We start from the raw sequence: 22164 nt of genomic DNA, 5'->3' as shown, positions 1-22164 counted from the left end.
AGTTTTTTATTCTAATTTATACTTCCAGAAGAAGCGTGTCCATTTAACATATATTCAAACTGTTCTTTAGATACCATATAGTCATTTATTGCATCTTGAGTGGTAACCTTTTGGTTATCCAAATTATACTCAGCAAAATCTAAAGTAACTTTATCTATCAATCCATTATCAAAGCTCTGCTTTGCTTTGTCATAACTCATCTGTGCAACTTCCAATGCTGTATTTTGAGTTTGTACTGCATCTTCCTTGTTTTTCAAGTTATAATATGAATTCCATAGTTTTACCTCTGTTGCTGTATAAGTGTCCGCTGATTTATTCTGTAAATCCTTAAGACTCAATTCTGTATTCATAGGTTCAGTTACAGAATCATAAACATATTTCGTAGTTATGTCCAGTCTTTGCTTTGAAAGATTAATATCCTTTTGAAGGCTTCCGTAGCTGTAATCATTTTTTACTGCAGTGATTATTTTGTTTTCTATATCACTATCATCAAACTTAGCAAAATCCTTTTTAGCAGCAGAAAGTTTCAATTCACTATTCATATCTATATTAAGATATTTTTTTATAGTAAATAAAGGAGTTTGCATGTAAGCTTGTAGACCACTTATAGAAGATACTAGTGTATTTCTTTTAACCTTTAATGGATTTAATTGATCCTTAGTTGCCTGACCTACATTTATCTTTTCTTGTATTTGATTCATTTGTTGATCTATATCTACAATGCATTTATTAAGGGCATCTATTTGCTGCTGATAGGTTATAACCTGCAAATATTTTTTTTCTAAATCAAACTTTATAGTATTTAGCCTTTCGCTTTTAGTATTTTTTATATCATCTATACTTTTCTTGTCAGTTAAAGGAGTCAAATCCCTTTGAATTACTGCATTTAAATATTTTCCTGGTCCATATTGTGACTCATTGTTATTTTGAGATATATATAAGGATTGCTGACTATCCCAATCATACTGTCTATTTGCAGCTTCTATTTTAGTATCAATATTTTTCAATTCCTCATTGTTATTTTCCACATTACCAATAGCTTGCTCTAGGGTCAAGTTAACTACATTGCTTTGTGCAGGAGCTGCATCTGCAAAACAGGTAGTTGTTACGTTTAAGGTAATAGCCATAGCAATTAAAAAACCTATTTTCTTTTTCATAAACTTTCCTCCTTTTAGTGGTCACACTGGGTAACTTAAGATTTTCGCTTCCGCTCACAAGTTACCCGTTAAAGTCCATTTAGGACTTTAACCTCCACACTATTTGTTGTCCATTAAACTTAGTAACCTATTCCAGGCGTCCCCATAGACTGTTTTGACATATTTGGATATCCAGAGGCATGGCCTTGTAACATATAATTAAATTCATCTTGAGCTACCATATATTCATTTACAGCCCTTTCTGTCAGATTCTTTTGTTTATCTAATTCTAAAGCCGCTGAATCTAAAGTAACTTTGTCTATCATTCCAACCTCAAAATTCTTCTTTAATTTATCATAAGTATCCTGCGCAGTTTTTTCAGTAAGGATTTGTGTTTGTACTGAACCTTCTTTATTCTTTAAGGCATAATAATTAGCCAATAAAGCTTGCGGCAAACCAGCTTTAGCTGATATTAAATCCGTTTGTGCACCTGCTAATTGAGATTTAGCATTAGCTTCACTTGCAATATAGTTAGCACCTGTTTGTTGAGCTAAATTTCTAGTATCCGAAAAATAATTATGGGAATATTTAGAATATATATCCTCTGTCCTTTTTAATAAATCAATCTTACCGTTTAACAGGACTAAGGAATAATCTTTGTTAACTGAATCATTTATTTTATTTAATATATCTTTATCATCAAAAACAATAAAGTCTTTTTTTACTGGCGTCAAATTTAATGTTTTTCCTAAACCTATATTTAAATACTGTTTTATCTTTAATAAAGATTGCTCTATAGAATCTTGTATATCATCTTTTTGAGCTTCTAACTGAGTTTTTTGAACATTTAAGCTATCTAATGCATTAGAAGCTGCCTGTCCAACCTTTATTTTTTCTTCAGTTTGTCTTATTTTTTCATCTATATTTGCTATAGTTTTATTTATGTTATCAATTTGCTCTCTAGAATTTAAAACGTTCATATACTGTCTTTGCAAATCAAATTTTATTACATTTAGTCTCTCATCTCTATCATTTTTAGCCTTCTTTATATTTAACTCATCACTCAATGGTATAACTTCTTGTACTAACTTAGCACCTAAATATTTATTTTGAAGAATATCAAATTGAAGTCTAAAAATATTATTGTTTAAGTTACTTTTAAAGAGTTGTATGTTAGCCTCTAATAGACTAGTATCTGTTGATGTAGCCATATTATGATCTATATCATACTGTTTATATAAAGCGTTTACTTTATCATTCATAAGCTTTAACTCTGTATTATTTTTTTCTAAGTTATTTATTGCGTCATCTAAAGTTATAGTCATATTGTCACTACTTGTATTTATAACATTAGTATTACTTGGTACAGCAGAATTAGCTGCATCAGCAAATACCGCAGTATTTACAGTTAAGGAAAGAGCTAAGGCAATTAAAAAGCTTAGATTTTTTTTCATCATTTCTGTCCTCCTATTCTACTACAGATTAATTACTACTCTGAGCACCGGTTCCTATTCCTGATGCATACTCAAGCTTCAATTTTGATAAATACACATCTCTTTGAGCAGACTTCAGAGAATCTTCTGCCCCCTTAAAGCTTGATAAACTATCTTCAAAATCTATTTTACTAATCATCCCTAAATTATATCTCTGAAGAGCTTCATTATATTTTTTCTTTTCAGCGTTATAATTTGTTGTTAAAGATTGAAGTTTTTGTACTTTACTTTGTAAGTCATTGTATAATCCATTTATTTCTATAGAAATATCTATTTTATCTGTTTCTAGTTGATTTTCTGCACTTGTTACTGCAAACTTACCAACTACATATTCAGGTGAAGTTACATATGGGTTACCACTGCTTCTAACACTATCAAATTCTAACTTCTTTACCTTGATATTTTCGTTATCATTTAAAATTTCTGCCCTATATTTTAATGCATCATTTACATATTCATCATAGTTTTTTATAATGGGCTTTTCCTCTACTATGTCTTTAGCAAAACTATTATATGTATCACCTATATTAGAACCTGAAAGTTGATTAATATTTTTTGTAACAGAATCAAAAGCTCTCTTTGCTTTATCTAACTGAGACTTTTCATTGTAATAAGACTGCTCAATACCTTTTAAGTCTGGCTTACCTATAAGTCCTAAACTTAGCTGTAATTGAGCTCTTTTATATTTAGCCTCTGCATTTTGAAACTTTTGTGTTTCTAAATCTAAAGCCTCTTTAGCATTTATAAAAGCAGCATACTGATTATATAAATTAAACTTTACTGAGTTTTTTGCAGCTTCTTTTAAATTTGTATATTGATATATGCTATACTTTGCTTCTATATCGGCATTTCCTCCGCTTGAACCTCTAGTGGCCTCTTTATAATCATTTTTAGCTTTTTCTATGGATATGTCTATATTTTTAATTTGATATGAATTTTCAATAGCTTTATTTATAGCATTATCTATATCCAGTGTATTTCCTGCAGCCTGTACAAAAGTTGTAGAAGAAAGCATTAAAGCCATAACTGCGGACATACAAATTAATTTAACTTTTTTCATATTGCATCTATACCTCCTAAATTGATTCTTCTTTTATCTTATCTCTAAACATTAGCTAAAACATTACATTTTTTAGGTTCCATATGAAACTAAGAACCACTTAATATTTTTAAATAAAAAGCTATTACAGCAACTCCTTCCTTAATATTGTTATAACTTGTACTATTTCCTTAATATCTAAATATTTCAATCTTGAAATAATTTTATCATATGGATGAAAATATTTCTATATCTTTAACTTATATTTTTTGTTAACTATTCCAATAATAAAATTCGTAAAACTACTAGTTGAATTATTTATAATCTAATAAGATTAAAATAACCTCTAGCTTATACAAACTAGAGGTTATTTTTTATAATATTTACTTTTCTAATGTTATATTAGCAATATTTTTTCCCTTTTGCACAGCTTGAACATTTACTTTCATATCTTTATAACTTGCCTTTAAATCTTTAGCGTACTTATCAGCTAGGGCTTTTCCATCACTTTCTTTTACATTATCTTTTATTATCATAGTTGCTGTTACCATATTACTTTGAACATACACTTGACCATCAATTATTTCTTTTTCCTTCTTAAGCTGTTCTGTTCTTTTCACGTCTTGTTCTAACTTAGGTCCATTATTATTTTGAGTATTTTGTGATGACTGCTTTGTATCATTGTTAGTCTTTGAAGTTTTATTTCCAAAAGAGCATCCTGATACAGATATAAGCAAAGCTACTACCATAGATACTGTTGTTAACCTCTTTGTGAATCTTTTCATGTTCAATCACTCCCTTTTAAATATCCTAAATTATTTTATCATAATATACTTTTTAATTCAAAGTGTCAATATAATCCATTTAGAATATTTGTTGGACTGAATATGAAAGGAGCTTTCAAAGCTTCTTTCATATAAGTTACAGCTAATTATTCTTTACTGAAAATTTCATGCTCGTAACTGACGGCTCTATCACTTCTCCGCTTGTGGACTTAATTTCATTTAATATTATAATATTGTAGTTTTCTCCTTTTTTATATCCAGATAGTGGTGGTTTAATGACAATAGTACGAGAGTTTTCCATTTGAAAAGAAACATCTGCTACATTGCCTTTATCATCTTGGACCTCAATGTTATCTATTATTGTGCTTTCATCAATAGGCTTGCTAAATTTTATTTTCCACACCTTAGAAGAATCAACTTCTACCTTGTCCTGCATAAATTTTATGTTCTTATTTTCTAGAAAACTATAATCGTCCGGAGCATCATTTTCATGATTGTCACTATTCTTTTTTAATACCGCTAAACCATCGTCAAAGGTAGACCCATAGTCATAGTCAAAGGGAATAACAGTATTTCCTTTTCTGTTTATAATCCCCCACTTGTCACCTACTTTTGCTAAAGCTAATCCCTCATTAAAATCAGATACGTAATCAAATCTAAGAGTTCCAACGACTTCACCATCTTTATCTATAAAACCATATTTATTTTCGCTTTTTATTCTAGCTAATCCTTCTTTAAATGAACTCATTTCATCAGCTTTTGGCTTTAAATTAAGTTCTCCAGATTTGTCTATAAAATAATATTTATCATTTAACTTTACAACAGCTTTACCATTTTGAAAATCAAATATTCTTTGATATCTAGGTTTTACAATAACTTTTCCTGTCTTATCTATCAATCCTGATATTCCATCTTTCTCTATTATCCCTAACCCCTCATTTGCTGGTACTATGCTCTCATAGTCAATGTCAAGAATAATTTCCCCTTGCTTATCTACAAGCCCCCATTTATCCTTTCTTTGTACTTTAAATAAATCTTCATTAAAAGAATCTATGTTATCATACTTATCAGCTGTAACAGCATTAGTTGTGGTAATAACCTTTCCTGATTTATCTATAAGCCACCAATATCCTCCTCTTTTTACAGGAGCTACTCCATTTTGAAAAGGGTGCATATCTTCAGCATCATATTGAGTAAAATTACCTGACTTATCTATAATTCCCCATTGTTCTTTGTTTTTAACAACAGCTATTCCATCATTAAAGTCATAAGCATAATCAAATCTAAGATCCTGAACAACATTTCCAGACTTATCTACAAACCCATATTTTTCTCCTTGCTTTACTCTTGCTATGCCTTCTTGAAAATCAGATATGTTATCAAAATTAGGTGCTAAAATTATTTTCCCGTTTTTATCTATTAGTCCCCATTTTCCACCAGTATATATTTGTGCTAGCCCTTCCTTAAAATCAGATATTTCATCAAATTGAGGTTGCACAACTACTCTCCCAGACTTGTCTATAAAACCATATTTTGTACCCTTTTTCACTTTAGCAATACCACTACTAAAGTAATCTATTGAATTAAACTGAGGTTCCGTAATAATTCTTTCTGATTTGTCCATGAGTCCAAACAATCCATTTTTTTGTACTCTCACTAAACCATCTTGATAACCATATATATTTTGAAAAGGAGTATTTATTTTCGTATTAACATAACTTCCATTGCCTTGTGCTGATACACTATTAATATCGCCATAAAAAAGCAAAGTGCTAAAAAATATGCAGGAACCTATACCTAAAGCATAATAACGCTTAAAACTTTTATTCAAGATTTTTCCCTCCAAAATTATATTATTCATATATTAAAAGAAGTTCAGGTAAAACATTAAGATTTTACCTGAACCAAAAGCATCATTTAGTTTGTAACATTTAAAGTTCTACCTGTTAAGTCATCTTTCGATGGGCTATATACCGAATAGTTCCCGTTATGCGCTTCCCCTCTTATATTAATAAGATTAGCATCATCATTTGCACGTACTTCTATTTTATCTCCAACACTTATTGATCCTACATTAAATTTATATATAACCTGATCGCGATCTATACTTACATCTAAAGGAGTAAGAGTTTTCCCAGTTGTAGCATTTTTAAACAAGAAGTCATCCAAATAAGAAGTTCTAACATCGTCATCAATATTTTGATTAAAATCTATAGCTACAGAAGGATTACTGTAGGCCGATCTACTAGTAGTAGCTCTCCATGAGTTTGGGTTTGTAATTGGAGGCATTACTAGAGTAATAGAACCAGATCTTAGTGGTCTTCCTGCAGCATCCTTACAATTTCCACCAGATACACTAATGCTAGCAGTACTTCCAGCATTCTTTATATTTTCTATTTTATCATTTTTATCAGCGCCAGCTCTAAATGTAAGGACTACATCACTACCTATCATAATCGCACTATCTGGTTTTTGACCATGAACTCTAAAATCATTTAAATTTATAATGTCTAAAGGAGCTGTAAGTGAAAATCTAACCTTTACATCATTACCAGCAAAAGTAAGTTTTCCTGTGTTATCAATTAGCTTAGGTCCAGTAGTATAACTACGGCTTATTATATCAGCAAAAGGCTCAATTACATTTCCATCCTTATCAGTCACATTTTGAATACTTAATCTACTTATATGATTTTCTCCAGCTCCACCATCTATTATATATCCAGATGGGAAATCAATAATTACACTTTTTTCATCTGCACCTGGCGTAATGGTAGCACTAACTGGTAGTTTTTTAGACTCTCCATTACCATCCATGAAACGATAATTTTCAGGATTTAAAGCCGAAGATTGATCCATAACTTTATCAAAGAATACAACTACTTGTTGATCATAGTCTGAGGTTTTTACCACATCTGTAACAATTGGTCTATCATCACCATTTCCAGAAATAATTGTAGTGTAAGTATCCATTACATTATTATATGAACTATCATCACTAATATTTCTAATAGTTAAAGTATACTTTGATCCTTTCAAAGCATTACTATTATCAAATTTAATATCAAAAGTTCTCTTACTGTTTTCTCCTGTGCTGTAAACTGGTCGTATATCACTAATTTTATAACTGATATCTGTACCATCAGAATTTACTAATGCATAATTAGATTTATTTGTGGCATAGCTGTTATAAACATCTTTATTAAATTTAATTCGTATAGTAGTATCATTAACTACATTAACACTTGTGACTCTAGGTTTAACTGTATCATACCCTCTACTAAAGGTTGTTTCTAATTGAGTAATTCTATTTCCGTACGTATCTGCAACATCATCATCTATAATGAATTTATTTTCTCCATCCTTTAATAGATATTCTAATCCTTGGATTTTAACTACTGTATCGTTAGAGTCTTTATCAAAGCTTATATCATATGAGCTTACACTAATTGTATTACCATTTAGCTTATAATTTCCATCTTCTAAAGCTGTTTGTTGATCCATAGGTCTATCATAGGTTATATAAACTGTTCCAGTATTATCTCCCTTTACACTAAGCACCTTTGGAGTACCCGTTGGCGCTGCATCAACAGTAAAGTTTAAGGATGTAGATTGAGCAGAAAATCCAGCAGCGTTATCAAAGGCCTTTCCTAAAGTACCATTAGGAATAGTTAATACATTGTTTCCCTCTGGAAGTATTCCATCAAAGTAAAGTTCTACCTTATCTGTCCATACTCCACATTTATTATCAAATACAGTATAAGTTTTATTTAATCCATAATTTGTAATGCTTTGTCTATTAATTTTTATTAAATATAAATTCTTATCATCTAATCTTATTGGTTCAGTAAACTCAACTACTACCTTATTACCACCTCTGGCTTTTACTGACTTAAGTGTTGGTACCTCAGTTGAGGAAAAAGTAACCTTTTGTTCGATTGGAGTTATGGTACCGCTTGAATTTTTGTCTAATATTGCATTTTTAACTTTAAAATTTACAGTTTTAGACTGAGTATAAGGGTTTGAAAACGTAATAGCTATAGTTCTTTTGTCCTCCTGTAATTCAGCAGAGCAAGCACCTGATACTAGATCACTGCCATCAATCTGATAATTCTTTAAATTTTCTGCTGAATCTTCATCAACTTCTGTATTAAATACGATTCTAATCTGATTTAGTCCATTACAAGCTATAGATTTTACTGTAGGACTGCTAACAACAGGGACTGATTGATTCACCTTTGAAACAATATTATCAGAAACTATCGTTGATCCTCCAATTACATTTAAATCCGTTGATGTTTTTATCTTGCTTTTAATATAACTTAAAGCCTTGTCTGTAGATGTTGAACTTTCATCGTCTACTAATACTAGTGGTGCAGAGTATTTTCCTGCTAAAGATGAAGCTATTAAAGCATCTGCATATCTATCAGCACTAGCATTTGCAATAAATATCTTATTTGTATTTAGATCACTACTAAATGAATTTAATACATTCAAATTAGTTTCAAATCTATCTGCTCCACCATTTATTCTATTAACAGCTCCTACTGCTTTATATATATTATCATTAATAGAATAGCTTGTACCAACAACTGTAACACTTGAATTATTAGACTTTATAAAATCTAACACTGGCTTCATTGTATTCTTATTGTTATTTCCTAATAATATTATTTGTCCTTTAGAAGCTGCCATAGGCGTAGCTGATAAAATGTCTGAGAAACCTTCCCCACTAACTAACATAACATTATTAGCACTAACTCCCAATTTAACTAATTGCTTAGCAACAGATACATTAGTTTCATATCTATCTTTTCCACCGAGTTCTATCAAATTATAGTTATTGTTTTTTAATTCATTTCTTAAGGATTGAGATACTGAAGCATTACCACCTATAACATATATATTTTGTGGCTTTAACTTATCTATTGCATCCTTAGCATTTCCATTAAGTGATGCAGCTTGTGTTAAAAGTATTGGTGCATCTAACTGCTTTGCAAGCACAGAGGCACTTACTGCATCAGCATATCCTTCACCACATACAAGCACCACATCTTTGGAACTAGACCAATTTGTAGTAGCAACTATAGCTGCTGTTGCATAGCTATCTGATTCTCCAATTCTCGTAACTTGTCCTGGTGCAGCTTTAACTAATACTGTTGGTGAAGCTAATGCCAGAGCTATTGATATAGCAACTGCTCGGCTCATAGCTTTTCTACGGTTTAAATTCATTGTTATAACCCCTCCTAATTTACCATAATAATCTACTATATGAACATTATACTACAAATACAAAATTTTAAACACTAAGGTTGACAAGATTCTTGTTTAAAAATTTATCCATATGCATTTAAAATTACTTACTCATATTCTCAATTCTCTGAATCTCCGGTTTCCATCTTAACCTAGCAGTGCCAACTTCACCATTTCTATTTTTAGCCACTATACATTCTATAATTCCCTTACTTTCACTGTCTCCATTATAATATAGGAATAGGTAAGAACTTGATATTATCTCCTTCTTTTCCCCTCCTTCACACAGTGCGTGCGACTTTCATCGCACACTGCGTTCCATCAATATTATTTTACTCTTTTATCTCACGTAATTTTCAACAAGTTTACGAAGTTTCATAAGCTTTTCAAACCCATCATTACACAAATTTATTTTTTCTATATTTGATTTCACTATATTCATATCTTTTTCGTGGATTAATTTATGCAATTGTTGCGTTGTAAGTATAAGGTTGCTATAATTATCGTTTCCACCTTTATTTTGTGGTATTTTACGATGTACCTCTATTTCTGTTAAATTTAAGTGGTCACCAGTAATATAGCATTTTCCCCGTTGTCCTGAATATAATGATATTCTGTTGTCGTTAAACTCTAAACTTTCATTTTTAACAGGATTTTCGAGCAAATATCTTATACCTAAATTTATACGATTGCTTAATTTTTCATGAATTTTATTTCTCCCAGCTTCTGTATATGAACAGATTTCTGGATGAAATCTTTGTGATGGTCTTGTTACTACTCCTGCAATCGGAAACAGCGCTATTTGGGCTATATAGATTACATTGAAATTATACTTTCCATATACCCTTTCGTAGATTTTTGTTTTTCTTCCTGTTCCACTTCGTATATTTTTTGTACTATTATATAGGTTCTTTCTAACTAAGAATGCTATTTTGTGAAAATCCATATTACAATTTGATGCAATTTTATAGTAGTTTTGTAGTCCTAATATTGTTGCATTGTAATTATTACAACTTTCTATTGTGGGTTTATTTTTAATTAATTTAATCTTTTCCTTAATAGTTTTGATGATTTTCTTTTTTGATTTGTCACATATACTAGATTTGGCTACCATATTTTTCTTCTTAGGCTTTATTTTCAGTTTAAATCCTAGAAAATCTGAGTAGTTTTTTCTTAAATTTATAACCTTTGATTTTTCTGTATTTATTTCTAAGCCTAATCTTTCTTGAAGCCAACTCTTAACTGCTACAAAAGCTTTTTGTGCATCCTTTGCATTTCTGCAAACTATTTTAAAATCATCACAATATCTTACTATATACATTTCTTTTAGATTAGATTTTTTTTTGAGAGCAGGTCTTTTACATTCATTCTTTTTATATGTATTTTGAGTTTTCATACCTTCCCACTGACTATATATCCACCAATCTAGCTCATTTAACACTATGTTTGCAAGAACTGTTGATATTACTCCACCTTGCGGGACACCTTTTTGTTGTATCCCATATCCTTCAACTTCTGCCTTTAACATTTTTGATATTACACATATCAAATTTTTGTCCTGTATCCCAATACTCCATATTTGTTTTAGAAGTTTTCCATGGTCTACGTTATCAAAGAAAGCTTTAATATCTATGTCTACGACATAGTGAAGTTTATTGCATGTTGTAAGGTGAAATAGCCTTGCAATTGCGTGTTCAGTGCTTCTGTTAGGTCTGAACCCATAACTATGTTTATAAAATTTTGCTTCTACTATTGGTTCTATAACCTGTTTTATACACTGTTGTATTATTCTATCTTCCATAGTGGGTATCCCCAAAGGTCTAATTTTACCATTATCTTTTTCAATTTCTTTTCTTCTTATTGAATGTGGGAAATAATTTGCAATTCTATGTCTTATATAGAGTATTAATTGTTCTTCTCCCATCTTCTCAATATCTTTAATAGTAGTATTATTGGTTCCCTTGGTTTTGCTCCCTTTATTTTTCTTTATATTTCTAAAAGCTAATAAGATGTTTTCTCTACTACTTATTATAGGAATAAGATTATTAAAAATTTCTCCTCTTTCACTTTTAGAGTACAAGTTATCTTGTATCTCTTGAAAATTGTAATATTCGTTATTTCTTAGTTGATCTTTCTTATTAATCTTCTTATCATCTGTTGTCATTAGTCAGCCTCTTTCCTTATTTCTAAGTTTCAGCTTCTTTTAGTCTTACTCGAACCTAATAATATTACGCAATAATAAATTTCTAACAATATTGACTTGTGGCTATCCCTCCGCTAGCTTTCGCTAGTTTCAACGGTACTGTGCCACTGCTTTCACTGACATAAAAGCAAGTTATAACTTTAGTCTTTCCTTGCTAACACTTCAATGGAAATAAGTCCTCCATGTTATCAGCTTACCACGTTCCAATAATTCTATCCTTTCATATATCCTTAGGTAATTCCTATGAGCCTGCTTGCTTGATACTGCCTGTAACAGTATAAGGATTTTCATAACGAGTATTTTTACTCATCCTCACAAGCCTTACAACTTAGGTAGGTGAAACATTTCTATTTCATTAGAGTTTAGACTCTTACATTCAGAATTTCGTCAGTCTTACGTTTTCAGACATTCTTACCATAGATACTTTGTGGACTCCCGACCTATCTTACACTCGACCACCTCTGGTTCGCTTTTCCTAGAGCTTCCGCTCCTTAGGGTGTAATCTCAGCCGACTTCACCGAGCTTATAACAATTTCTTTCTTATTAAAGAAATTGCTATTCGGAGTATTAGAGAAAGCCATTCAAGACGTTACTCCCTCATTTGACTTTTCAAATTATCAGTTCTCTTAAAGAAGAAACACTTTCTTTAATGCCTAACCTTTTAAGTTAGGAACGTGTCGCACACTCATCTCTATACAAAAACAAAACTATATCTGCGTCTTGCTCTATACTACCAGACTCCCTCAAATCAGAAAGTAATGGTCTATGGTCACTTCTACACTCTGGGGCTCTTGAAAGCTGAGAAAGGATTATTACAGTTATATCAAGCTCCTTTGCCATAAGCTTCAAGCTTCTTGTTATCTTTGATATATCCTGATTTCTGTTTTCCTGTCTTTCTTCACTGTCTATAAGCTGCAAATAGTCAATTACAACTATATCAAGACCTTCTTTAATTTTCAGTCTTCTGCACTCAGCCTTTATTGAAGCTAAAGTAAGTATCTTGTCATACATCTTAATACTAGATTGAGCTAAAATTGATGCAGATTTAGTAACATCATACCACTGCTCCTCTGTAAGGGATGCATTTTTTATAGAGTTCATAGGTATTGCTGTATGTATAGACACAACTCTATCCACTATCTGCTTTATTCCCATCTCTAGATTAAAAAAGGCGGTTTTAGCATTTTGTTTTAATACAGTATTTAAAAGCAAATTAATGGCCATTGCTGTTTTTCCCATAGAAGGTCTGGCGGCAAGTATTATTAAATCTTCCTTGGATAAACCTCCAAGCATTCTGTCTATTAATTTATATCCACTTTTTATTCCCTGAATATCTCCACCATTTTCATACCTTGTTTGAAGAGTATCCATGAAGCTCTCCATTATTTTCTCAACTCTTCCAGTATCTCTGCTTTCTAAGCTTTTAGCATTTATAAGAGAGTTTTGAGTGTAGCTAATCAAATGCTCTGAAGAAAATTCCCCTTTGCTTAGTTTGTCCAAAGAACTGTTAAGAATCTTTAAAAACTCTCTGCAGCTGGCTTTTTCCTTTACTATTTCTCCATGTTCCTTTATGCCCTTAGATGTAACCGTTGAATTAATAATCTTACTTAGATATGTTATCCCACCAATTTCTTTTAAGGTATCCTTTAGTCTTTCAGCAAGAGTTATTATGTCTATAGGTATGTTACTTTCATACAATTCCTTTAGATTTTTATATATTATTCCATTTTTCAAATCATAAAAATCCTCTGGCTTTAAAAAATTTATAACCTCGCATATAGCGTCATTTTTTACAAGTATAGCTCCTATTACACTTAGCTCAGCTTCTATATTGCTTATATTACTTAAATTCATATTAGCTTAATCCCCCTATTCTATGTATTTATAGGCATCTGCATTGCACTTATTAGATTCTTTTTTAATATTTCTATATTTTTTTAATTTGTCCATAGTAATCAAGCCTAAGCTTTTCCAGTTTTCAAGTATAGACCATATGTATGCAGAGCTTTTTGCTTTATACTTTACAGCCTCATATATAGCCTCAAGTATGACCTTATTATCAAACTCCTCTGCAAAAGCAGCAATTTTTTCAATGTCTTCTAGCGCAGCCTCCCCCATATTTTTATTAAATTCACATATAACTAGGCCTATTCCATCTGTATTATTTGCTTCTTTATTAGCTGCTTTTTTATATATTTCTTTTTTTGCTTCTTCTTCCCCTAGGTCATTGCAAGGGGCTTGTAAGCCCCCGCTAAGTTCTTCCTTCTCAGAATCACTATTCTCATATAGATTTATTCCTTTAAAAATAATATCTAAAGGATAATCCATATCTACACATATTTTATAAAATCCATTTACAAAATCTTTATTTTTAACCTTTTTAAGCTCTTTATTTATGCAGAGCATAGTGTTCTTGCTATTTATAAAATTATATTTAATCCAGTTTACAATCATTATTTCTTTAGTTTCTTTGCAATATAATATCTTTCCATAATCCACAAATCGCTTTATAAGTTTGTCCACAGTTTCTCCATTATAACCGGTTTCTGCTTCTATAATTAACCTTGGAATTTCAAATATCCCACATTGAGTTGTCTTTTGATTTGTCATAAGATAAAAGTAAAAATACTTCTCCTCCGGTGTAAGCTCCATTATAAATCCATCCTGCCAAAAGGATGTTTGTATTTGTCTATAAGTTGCCATAAAAATTCCCCCTAAGTTTTTCTAGCGCTTTCTTTTTTCTCTCCACTGCTGTTCTGTAGCATATTCCTTTTGCTTTAGCATAATCATTTAACGTCTTATTTTCAAAGTAAAACCAATATATAATTTCTTTTTCCTTTAAAGATAAGTTATCTAATCCTTTTTTCAGCAGCATTCTCTCTTCTTTCTTTTCAAAGCCTTCTTCTAAATTTTCCTCTGATGGTATTACATCAATTAATTCTGCGCCGCAGTCAATAATACTATTTAGACTGCAGCAGCACCCTTCTTTTACATTACACCTTATTAGGTTGTAAAAGTTTCTAGTAATTGCATTCATTACATAGGTAGTAAAGCTTCCTATTCTATTTACATCAAACATATTCACCGCTTTTATTACAGAGACTTGTCCGATTTGTATTAAATCTCTATATTCATATCCTCTTATGTAAGTTCTTTTAGCAGTTTTCACTATAAAAGGAGTAAATTTTATAATTATTTCTTCTAGTGCTTTTTTGTCTCCTGTTTTCGCTAGCATAATTTTGTTTCTTATATCTTCATTATTTATACTAAAACCCCCTCATCATCCTTCCAATTGTTGTAACTCACCTATTTTAACCATCTTTGTTACACTAATAATTGCTCTATTTAGACATTTTCTAAAACTTTCATTCTTTATCCCTGTTTTTAAAATATAATCTTTTACCGCTTCTTCTCCTGAACAAAATGCTATAAGTACTGCCTCCTGTTTTTTTGGTATTCGATTTTTTATAAATTTATCGTAGTTTTGCACTACAGTTACTTTGTTCACTATTTCTTCTTCTAAAGAGTATTCTAAATATGATGCTTTTAAGTTATAAACATAGTCTGGCTCCTGACCTAAAACATTGTACTTGTCATAGTTAATTTTCTTTTTTACGAAATCCTTTACTCCATTATTTAGAGATATAACAATATAATTGCATAATTCTCCAAATACATTACCTTTAAAGTTTTTTAAGCATTTTATTATTATTAATCTGCACTGCTGACTAAAATCTTCTTGATTGAGGTTATAAACTTTTTTAGATTCTATATAATACCTCTTCCATATTAATGGTTGAAATGCATCTATAAATTCATCCAAGTCCTTAATTTCCCTTCTCATTACTTTTTGCATTATTTCTTTCTTCTTTTCTTCAGTTAATCTTTTAAATAGCATTAATATAATCCCCCCATACTAATTTTGAATAATATTTTTCACTTCTATAAATCCCTCTACATATAATAGGGACGATTTACCCCTAAGCTCCGAGACATTTTTTCAAAAAAATCCTTCGTTATTTTATCCTAAAATATGTCAATTAACAATCTAATTATACATTTCCTATCCATATTAGTTGTAATTTGTTATAAAATAACTCAATATAATATACAATTATGCATTTTACTACTTATTTCTTGCTGTAAATTTTTTATTGTTTTCAAATAAAAAAAGGCCCATGCAAGATCAAATTTCTTGCATGAGCCTTTTTATTAAGATTTTTTTATTACATTAGAGAGATTATTAATGCTAACTGTTAACATCTCGAGCTTGCTTTCTAACCTAACTAGCAGATACACAGATACTGCTATAGGAAATCCAAAACTACCTACCATGTTCAGCAGTTCACTATTCAAAATCTTCACCTTCTTTGTATAGAGGCGCTATGTCTACTTAACTTGTAGTTCAGTAGATGTCTTATCTGTAAGTTCTGCTGAATCTTTTATTTTTAAATCCCCGCCGCTGGATGCAAATATATTTTTAGAAATTATAGCATCCATAGCAGCACTTACCTCTGTTTCTTTTACATCTTCCTTTATATTATTAACTCTTATTGCCACCTTTTTCCCTGATTCATTTAAAAAGTTCATAACTAATGTTTTAGCCATATTATTTTCCCCCTTCATTTTTGTATTTAGAATGTAGTACTTTTACTACATCCTAAATAGTTACTATGCGTTCATTAATCCGCTTTGCTCTTCTTTTATAATCTCATTTAAGGTTTTCCCAAGAAGCTTTTCTATTTCTAAGGATACGTCATAGATGTCTTGATCTGAGGCTGTAGTTTTCACTTTTGAAAACCTCTGTTTCTTTATTACTTCTTTTCCTTTTTGGTCTACACCGTCCTTGTATTTTAGTACTAGATTAGTCTGCAGTTTTGTTGCTGTTGCAGCCATATTTACCAACTCCCTTCATCATATATATACACAGATGAAGGAGAGATAGGCAGGTTTTTGAGGTAAAAAAATAGGAACAACAGACTTCTTTCTGTTATTCCTACCATATTTATCATATCTCTGATTCCAACTTATCACACGCTTACAACTGTAAGCAGTCCCCGATGCCTTTACAAGGATAAGCTCTCATTTTTAATATGCATTTTTATTTACAAAGCCTTTAAATACAGTTAAAAGCATAATCTTTACATCAAGCCAAAAGCTCCAGTTTTCAATGTAATAGATATCACACTCTATTCTTCTTTCTATAGAGGTGTCTCCTCTCCATCCGTTAACCTGTGCCCATCCAGTAATTCCAGGACGAACCTGATGTTTTACCATGTACTTTGGTATTTCTTCTTTAAACTTGTCTACAAAGTAAGGCCTTTCTGGCCTTGGACCAACTAAACTCATATCTCCTTTTAGCACATTAAATAGCTGTAGTAATTCGTCTATGCTTGTTTTTCGTATAAAAGAACCAAATTTAGTTTTTCTTTGGTCATTTTCTGTTGTCCACTGAACTTTTTCTTCTTCATCCTTTTGTATATGCATTGATCTAAACTTGTACATATTAAAGGTCTTTTTATTAAGCCCTACTCTTTCCTGTTTAAAAAGAATAGGACCTGGTGAAGTTAGTTTTATAATTAGAGCTGTTGCTAACATTATAGGAGAAAATAAAACTATACTTATTAAAGATATGCTTATATCAAAAAATCTCTTAATCATCTTATTAGCTAAATTATCTAATGGGATATATCTTATATTGATTATTGGTAAACCATCTACCTCTTCTACATATGGCTTAGCAGGAATATATTTGTAATAGTCAGGTATAATTTGAGTTCTTACACCACTTTTCTCACATGTATTAATAATATGACCTAACTTATTATATTCATCAATAGATAAAGTTATAAAAACTTCATCTATGTCATAGTTATCCAAACAAAATTGCAATTTGTCAATTACGCATATATCTTCTGGCACCTGCACGGATGCAGCTACTTCTCCAAAAGACTTTTTATATTCACTTAAGGTACTATATTCTATATCTTTCTTATGTAAATTCTTATTATTATCAATTATAGCTAATACATTATATCCCCACTGTTTATTTCTTTTAAGTCTTTTTAAAAGTTCTATAGTAAGAGGGCTATAGCCTACTATGAGAATATGCTTCATATTATATCCATTTTTTCTTACATGCCTTAAAAACACCCTTATAAGAACTCTTTCAGCAGTAGTAAAAAATATGGATATTCCATTAAAAATAAAAAGAAGATATCTAGAATAATCTGTTTCTTTAAATATAAATAATACAAGTATAAAAATTAAAATACCAGCTATATTAGCCTTTAGTATATTTACAAATTCCTGATATATACTCTTAAATCTATAAGGGGTATATAGATTAAATATATTATAAATAAATAAATAAATAGGAATTATGCATATAACAGGTTTTAAATATTCTCTAAAGGTCAAATATCCACCTTCATCTGGAGCATTTAAAATTCCGCTTTTAAATCTTATATACCAAGCCAATATAAGCGCTACTGCTATACCTAATGCATCCATTACTACTAAAAACCTATTTAAATATTTTTGATTTTCTTTTATCATAAACCTATCCTCTTTTCTTAAATATATTTACAAAAAGAGATAAAATAAATTTTACACATACACCTAAATATACCAATATAGTAACAAATATATTATACTTAAGTCTATAATGTTTATCATAAAATAAAATCATAGCTCTATGAAACTCATAAAGTGTCTTAAAACGCTTCTTCTTACTGCTTGCACCCTTGTAATGAATTATTTTAGCTTCTGGATAGTACATTACTTTCCATCCAGCTTCCTTTATTCTATAGCACCAATCTATATCTTCACCATACATAAAAAACTCTTCATCTAAAAGACCAACTTCATCTATTGTTTCTTTTCTAAGCATCATAAAAGCACCAGTTAAGGAGTCTACTTCATTTATTTCATCTTCATGTAGATAACTTAATGTATATTGTCCAAATTTTTTACTATCTGGAAATAACTTATACAATTTTAACATATAAAATAAAGAGGATTCTGGAGTTGGAAATCCTCTCTTGCATGCATGATCAAGTTGTCCATCTTTAAGGACAACTCGACAACCTAAAACTCCAATATTTTTATGTGAATTCATATATTTAATACATTTTTCAAGGCAGTTATCTATAACTACTGTATCAGAATTTAGAAGGAGTACATATCTACCAATTGATTTTTTTATGGCAACATTGTTTCCTTTTGGAAAACCTAAGTTATCTTTGTTTTTAATTAGGTTAACTTGTGGAAAATATTCTTCTACCATTTCTATGCTTCCATCAGTGGAATTATTATCTGATACTATTATTTCATAATCTATATTTTTTGTCGTATCTATAACAGATTGTATTGTTTGTTTTAGTAATTCTTTCGTGTTGTAATTTACTATTATTATTGATAAATCCATAAAAGCACATCCTAAATTTATTTCTTTTTAAATTTATTTTCCCAATAATGTTTAATTGATTCTACAATATCTAAAGACTCTTCAACTTCATGCTTTTGTAGTGAATAATTTATTTTTATAGAATTTATATTGTAATAGTCTTTTACACTAATATTAGTCCAATGATTAGGATCAATTTTTATATCATAAATATAGGTAGCTACATGCGGATATATATCAAAGGGAGCTACTTCTATATCTTTTATACCTTTACTTTTTTGGGTAACTATATAACTGTCTCTTTTTTTAAGCTGATTGTCCAACATATAATTATTGGCTACACCCACTAATAAATCACCAAATAATATATTGACTAAAAATACAGTTACTATTATCCCAAGTCTACTTTTATTAAATTTATTTAAAGTATCAGAATCCCAATTAAGTAGCGCTGCAAGAGCTATACATAAAAATATTATGAATGAAGAACAGGTTCTAGCAGTTACTGAACTAGCCAATACAAACATGGGTGCAATGCTGCAAAAGGCGACCACAATCCAAAATAAACACCATTTTATATTTCTAGTAAATAAATGTTTTTTAGGACTTTGTATTTTTATTATATATACAACAAGTAAAATTGTAACGATCCAAATCCAAAGCTTTTGAGCTCCATTTATAAAATAATAAATTAAAAAATATCCTCCTAGGGCGGCTACTTTATAAAGAGCTGAGGCTTCTGCAGTCTTCATTCTTGCAAAATTGCCTGGGGCACATATTAGAATCATACCACCTATAATAAAACCAATGGTTCCCAATATTAAGTATAAAGGAATTTCTTTATGTTTAACTTTTTTAAAACAGTGTCTATAGAATACTATACTAGAGAAAAAGATAGCTACAAAAATTTGTTCATGTGAAAAACCCACTATAATACCAAGTAAAAACATAACAATTGAAAAAAGTGCTTTATATTTACTATATTTACAGTTAAAATTTTTTATATAAAACACATAAGGTAAAGTAAATATTAAAGCTAAACAAATAGGATAAGAATAAAATGCCGCACCTGTTTTCCAATAGAAACATTCTGCTAGCACAGGCATTCCAAACCAGGCAGTACAAAATATAAGCAAAAATGTTAGTCTGTCTTCAGAAAAAACTTTGGGCTTTCTTTTTAATGCTATTATTAAAGATAAAAATATAACTAAAATTAATACTATTCCATTTAAAATTCCAATAAAATTATTAATAAAGTCATTCTTCATTATAATACCTATTGTAAATGTACTAAAAACTCTTCCACTCCAATTAAAATAGTATTTGTTCATATATTTAAGTAAGCCTAGGTTATGTACATCATTATAATATACGTAATCGTCTGCCATAATAGGCTGAAGAACTCCACATAAGCATACTAATATAAATATTAATATCATCATAAATTTGATATATAAATTTATATATCTTTTATATTTTTCTTTAAAAATCATAAATTTAATCACCTATATTTCTTGTAATTTTACTTAAAGTTTTAATATAACTTTAAATAAATTAATCGTTATATACCACTGAATTTTTATATAGTTAATAAAATTTTTATTTCTATACTTTATTTTACTAATCCTTTTTAGATTTATAATTCCTTCCTTAATGCCACTTAAATATTCTTTACCAAATCCTTTATAATAAAAGAATAAAAGTTTTATACTCCATCCCACAATTAAGAAAGGTAAGTTAAATAACACCTGAATAATTGGCATATTTTTATATACTAAATATGCATTATTTCTTGCTGCTAGTTTAACCTTAAAACTATTATGTCTGCTGCCGCTAGTTGCACTACCTATATGGTATACATAAGCATTACTGCAATATAAATTTTTATATCCGTATATCATTGCTCTATAACTTATATCTAAATCTTCAATGTAAGCAAAGAAGTTTTCGTCAAAATAACCTATTTCATTAAATATTTCTTTTCTATATATTGCAGCCCCAGCGCAGCTACTAAATACTTTTTTATTTTTAGAGTAATGCTTTATGGATTCTCCGTCTCCTCTTTTAAAAGCCCAACCTAAAATAGTATACTCATCTCCTGCATCATCAATTTTATCTTTTTCATGATATCTTATCATTTTACTGCAACAAGAGAATATCTTTCTATCTTTCTCTATACAATTGACAAGATTTAAAAGCCAAGTATTTTCTACTACTGTATCATTATTAAGAAGGACTACATACTCACCTTGAGATACTTTAATTCCTTCATTAACTGCTCTACTAAACCCATAATTTTCATCTAGTTTTATCAAGCTTATCATTGGATACCTTTCTAAAATTAAGTTACAACTGTTGTCAATTGAAGCATTGTCCACAATTATTATTTCATAATCCCTATAAACTTGATTTAACAACGATTTTATGCAATTATCTAAATATCTTTCTCCATTATAATTTGGAATAACTATTGAAATCAACATATACTACCTCAATTCTAGACATTTTGCTTCTGTATTTTAAATTTATACTAGAGCGTATCTGTATTGTTCACGTTCTATGCGAATCTTACAAAATATATAAGCCCTTGAACTTTCTATAAGTCATGTTCATAATATACCTTTTCTTGTTGTAATACTTGTTCTAATTATACCCTGTGAAATTTATATTTTAGTAATTATAATTTTTATTTATAAAGCAAAATTTAACAATCACTTAACATGATATGATCTTTCCACAGATATTATTATGTGTTTAGTATAACTTGAAGATATAAATAATCTTTATAAAAAAGACAATTTTTCACCTGTCTTAAGTTATGAGGTATATTTCTGCATTCTTGTGTGGTAC

18 protein-coding genes are annotated in these 22164 nt (G+C 29.8%); all 18 read right to left on the bottom strand.

From position 1 onward, the window contains the following. Positions 1-11: 11 nt before the first annotated feature. The 18 genes from I6U51_RS13000 to I6U51_RS12910 all read right to left on the bottom strand — a co-directional run bounded on the left by I6U51_RS13000 (position 12) and on the right by I6U51_RS12910 (position 21797). Positions 12-1157 (bottom strand): TolC family protein, encoded by a 1146-nt coding sequence (locus I6U51_RS13000; RefSeq protein WP_211143042.1) that lies wholly within the window; start codon positions 1155-1157, stop codon positions 12-14. Positions 1158-1276: 119 nt separating this feature from the next. Further along, a complete protein-coding gene (locus tag I6U51_RS12995; protein WP_211143041.1) occupies positions 1277-2593 on the bottom strand; it encodes a TolC family protein in 1317 nt (438 codons plus the stop codon). A gap of 25 nt (positions 2594-2618) precedes the next feature. Continuing rightward, entirely contained in the window at positions 2619-3689 is a 1071-nt protein-coding gene (locus I6U51_RS12990; RefSeq protein ID WP_211143040.1) for a TolC family protein, read from the bottom strand. Positions 3690-4051: 362 nt separating this feature from the next. Next, positions 4052-4453: a hypothetical protein gene (locus I6U51_RS12985; protein ID WP_211143039.1), complete on the bottom strand. Its 402-nt coding sequence runs from the start codon at positions 4451-4453 to the stop codon at positions 4052-4054. 142 nt (positions 4454-4595) lie between these two features. Continuing rightward, entirely contained in the window at positions 4596-6284 is a 1689-nt protein-coding gene (locus I6U51_RS12980; protein ID WP_211143038.1) for a WG repeat-containing protein, read from the bottom strand. A gap of 86 nt (positions 6285-6370) precedes the next feature. Continuing rightward, positions 6371-9682 carry a cell wall-binding repeat-containing protein gene (locus tag I6U51_RS12975; RefSeq protein ID WP_211143037.1) on the bottom strand — a complete coding sequence of 1104 codons (3312 nt, stop codon included), beginning with the start codon at positions 9680-9682 and terminating at the stop codon, positions 6371-6373. A gap of 361 nt (positions 9683-10043) precedes the next feature. Then, positions 10044-11867, bottom strand: coding sequence for a group II intron reverse transcriptase/maturase (ltrA, locus tag I6U51_RS12965; RefSeq protein WP_211143036.1), 1824 nt, complete (start codon positions 11865-11867; stop codon positions 10044-10046). Between the two features lie 705 nt (positions 11868-12572). Continuing rightward, positions 12573-13760, bottom strand: a complete 1188-nt coding sequence (locus tag I6U51_RS12960; protein WP_211143035.1) for a replicative DNA helicase — start codon at positions 13758-13760, stop codon at positions 12573-12575. A gap of 15 nt (positions 13761-13775) precedes the next feature. Then, positions 13776-14609, bottom strand: a complete 834-nt coding sequence (locus tag I6U51_RS12955) for a DnaD domain protein (protein WP_211143034.1) — start codon at positions 14607-14609, stop codon at positions 13776-13778. Next, positions 14596-15141 carry a sigma-70 family RNA polymerase sigma factor gene (locus I6U51_RS12950; protein WP_211143033.1) on the bottom strand — a complete coding sequence of 182 codons (546 nt, stop codon included), beginning with the start codon at positions 15139-15141 and terminating at the stop codon, positions 14596-14598. Before I6U51_RS12950 ends, I6U51_RS12955 begins: the two co-directional genes overlap by 14 nt. A 45-nt stretch (positions 15142-15186) precedes the next feature. Further along, complete coding sequence (locus I6U51_RS12945; RefSeq protein ID WP_211143032.1) at positions 15187-15804, bottom strand: hypothetical protein; 618 nt, start codon at positions 15802-15804, stop codon at positions 15187-15189. Between the two features lie 314 nt (positions 15805-16118). Further along, positions 16119-16241 carry a YvrJ family protein gene (locus tag I6U51_RS12940; protein ID WP_211143116.1) on the bottom strand — a complete coding sequence of 41 codons (123 nt, stop codon included), beginning with the start codon at positions 16239-16241 and terminating at the stop codon, positions 16119-16121. A 54-nt stretch (positions 16242-16295) separates the two neighbouring features. Then, a complete protein-coding gene (locus I6U51_RS12935) occupies positions 16296-16514 on the bottom strand; it encodes a DUF2922 domain-containing protein (RefSeq protein ID WP_211143031.1) in 219 nt (72 codons plus the stop codon). 63 nt (positions 16515-16577) lie between these two features. Continuing rightward, a complete protein-coding gene (locus tag I6U51_RS12930) occupies positions 16578-16802 on the bottom strand; it encodes a DUF1659 domain-containing protein (protein WP_211143030.1) in 225 nt (74 codons plus the stop codon). Positions 16803-16994: 192 nt separating this feature from the next. After that, positions 16995-18464 carry an undecaprenyl-phosphate glucose phosphotransferase gene (locus I6U51_RS12925; protein ID WP_211143029.1) on the bottom strand — a complete coding sequence of 490 codons (1470 nt, stop codon included), beginning with the start codon at positions 18462-18464 and terminating at the stop codon, positions 16995-16997. 4 nt (positions 18465-18468) lie between these two features. Next, complete coding sequence (locus tag I6U51_RS12920) at positions 18469-19335, bottom strand: glycosyltransferase family 2 protein (RefSeq protein ID WP_211143028.1); 867 nt, start codon at positions 19333-19335, stop codon at positions 18469-18471. A 17-nt stretch (positions 19336-19352) separates the two neighbouring features. Further along, positions 19353-20807, bottom strand: a complete 1455-nt coding sequence (locus tag I6U51_RS12915) for a DUF6056 family protein (RefSeq protein ID WP_211143027.1) — start codon at positions 20805-20807, stop codon at positions 19353-19355. A gap of 33 nt (positions 20808-20840) precedes the next feature. Next, entirely contained in the window at positions 20841-21797 is a 957-nt protein-coding gene (locus I6U51_RS12910; protein WP_211143026.1) for a glycosyltransferase family 2 protein, read from the bottom strand. Positions 21798-22164: the final 367 nt, after the last annotated feature.

This window comes from Clostridium aciditolerans (assembly GCF_016316925.1).
GTDB classification, from domain to species: domain Bacteria; phylum Bacillota; class Clostridia; order Clostridiales; family Clostridiaceae; genus Clostridium_AM; species Clostridium_AM aciditolerans.
Note: the sequence above shows the minus strand (reverse complement) of the source record. Positions and strands in the feature narration are given on the sequence as shown.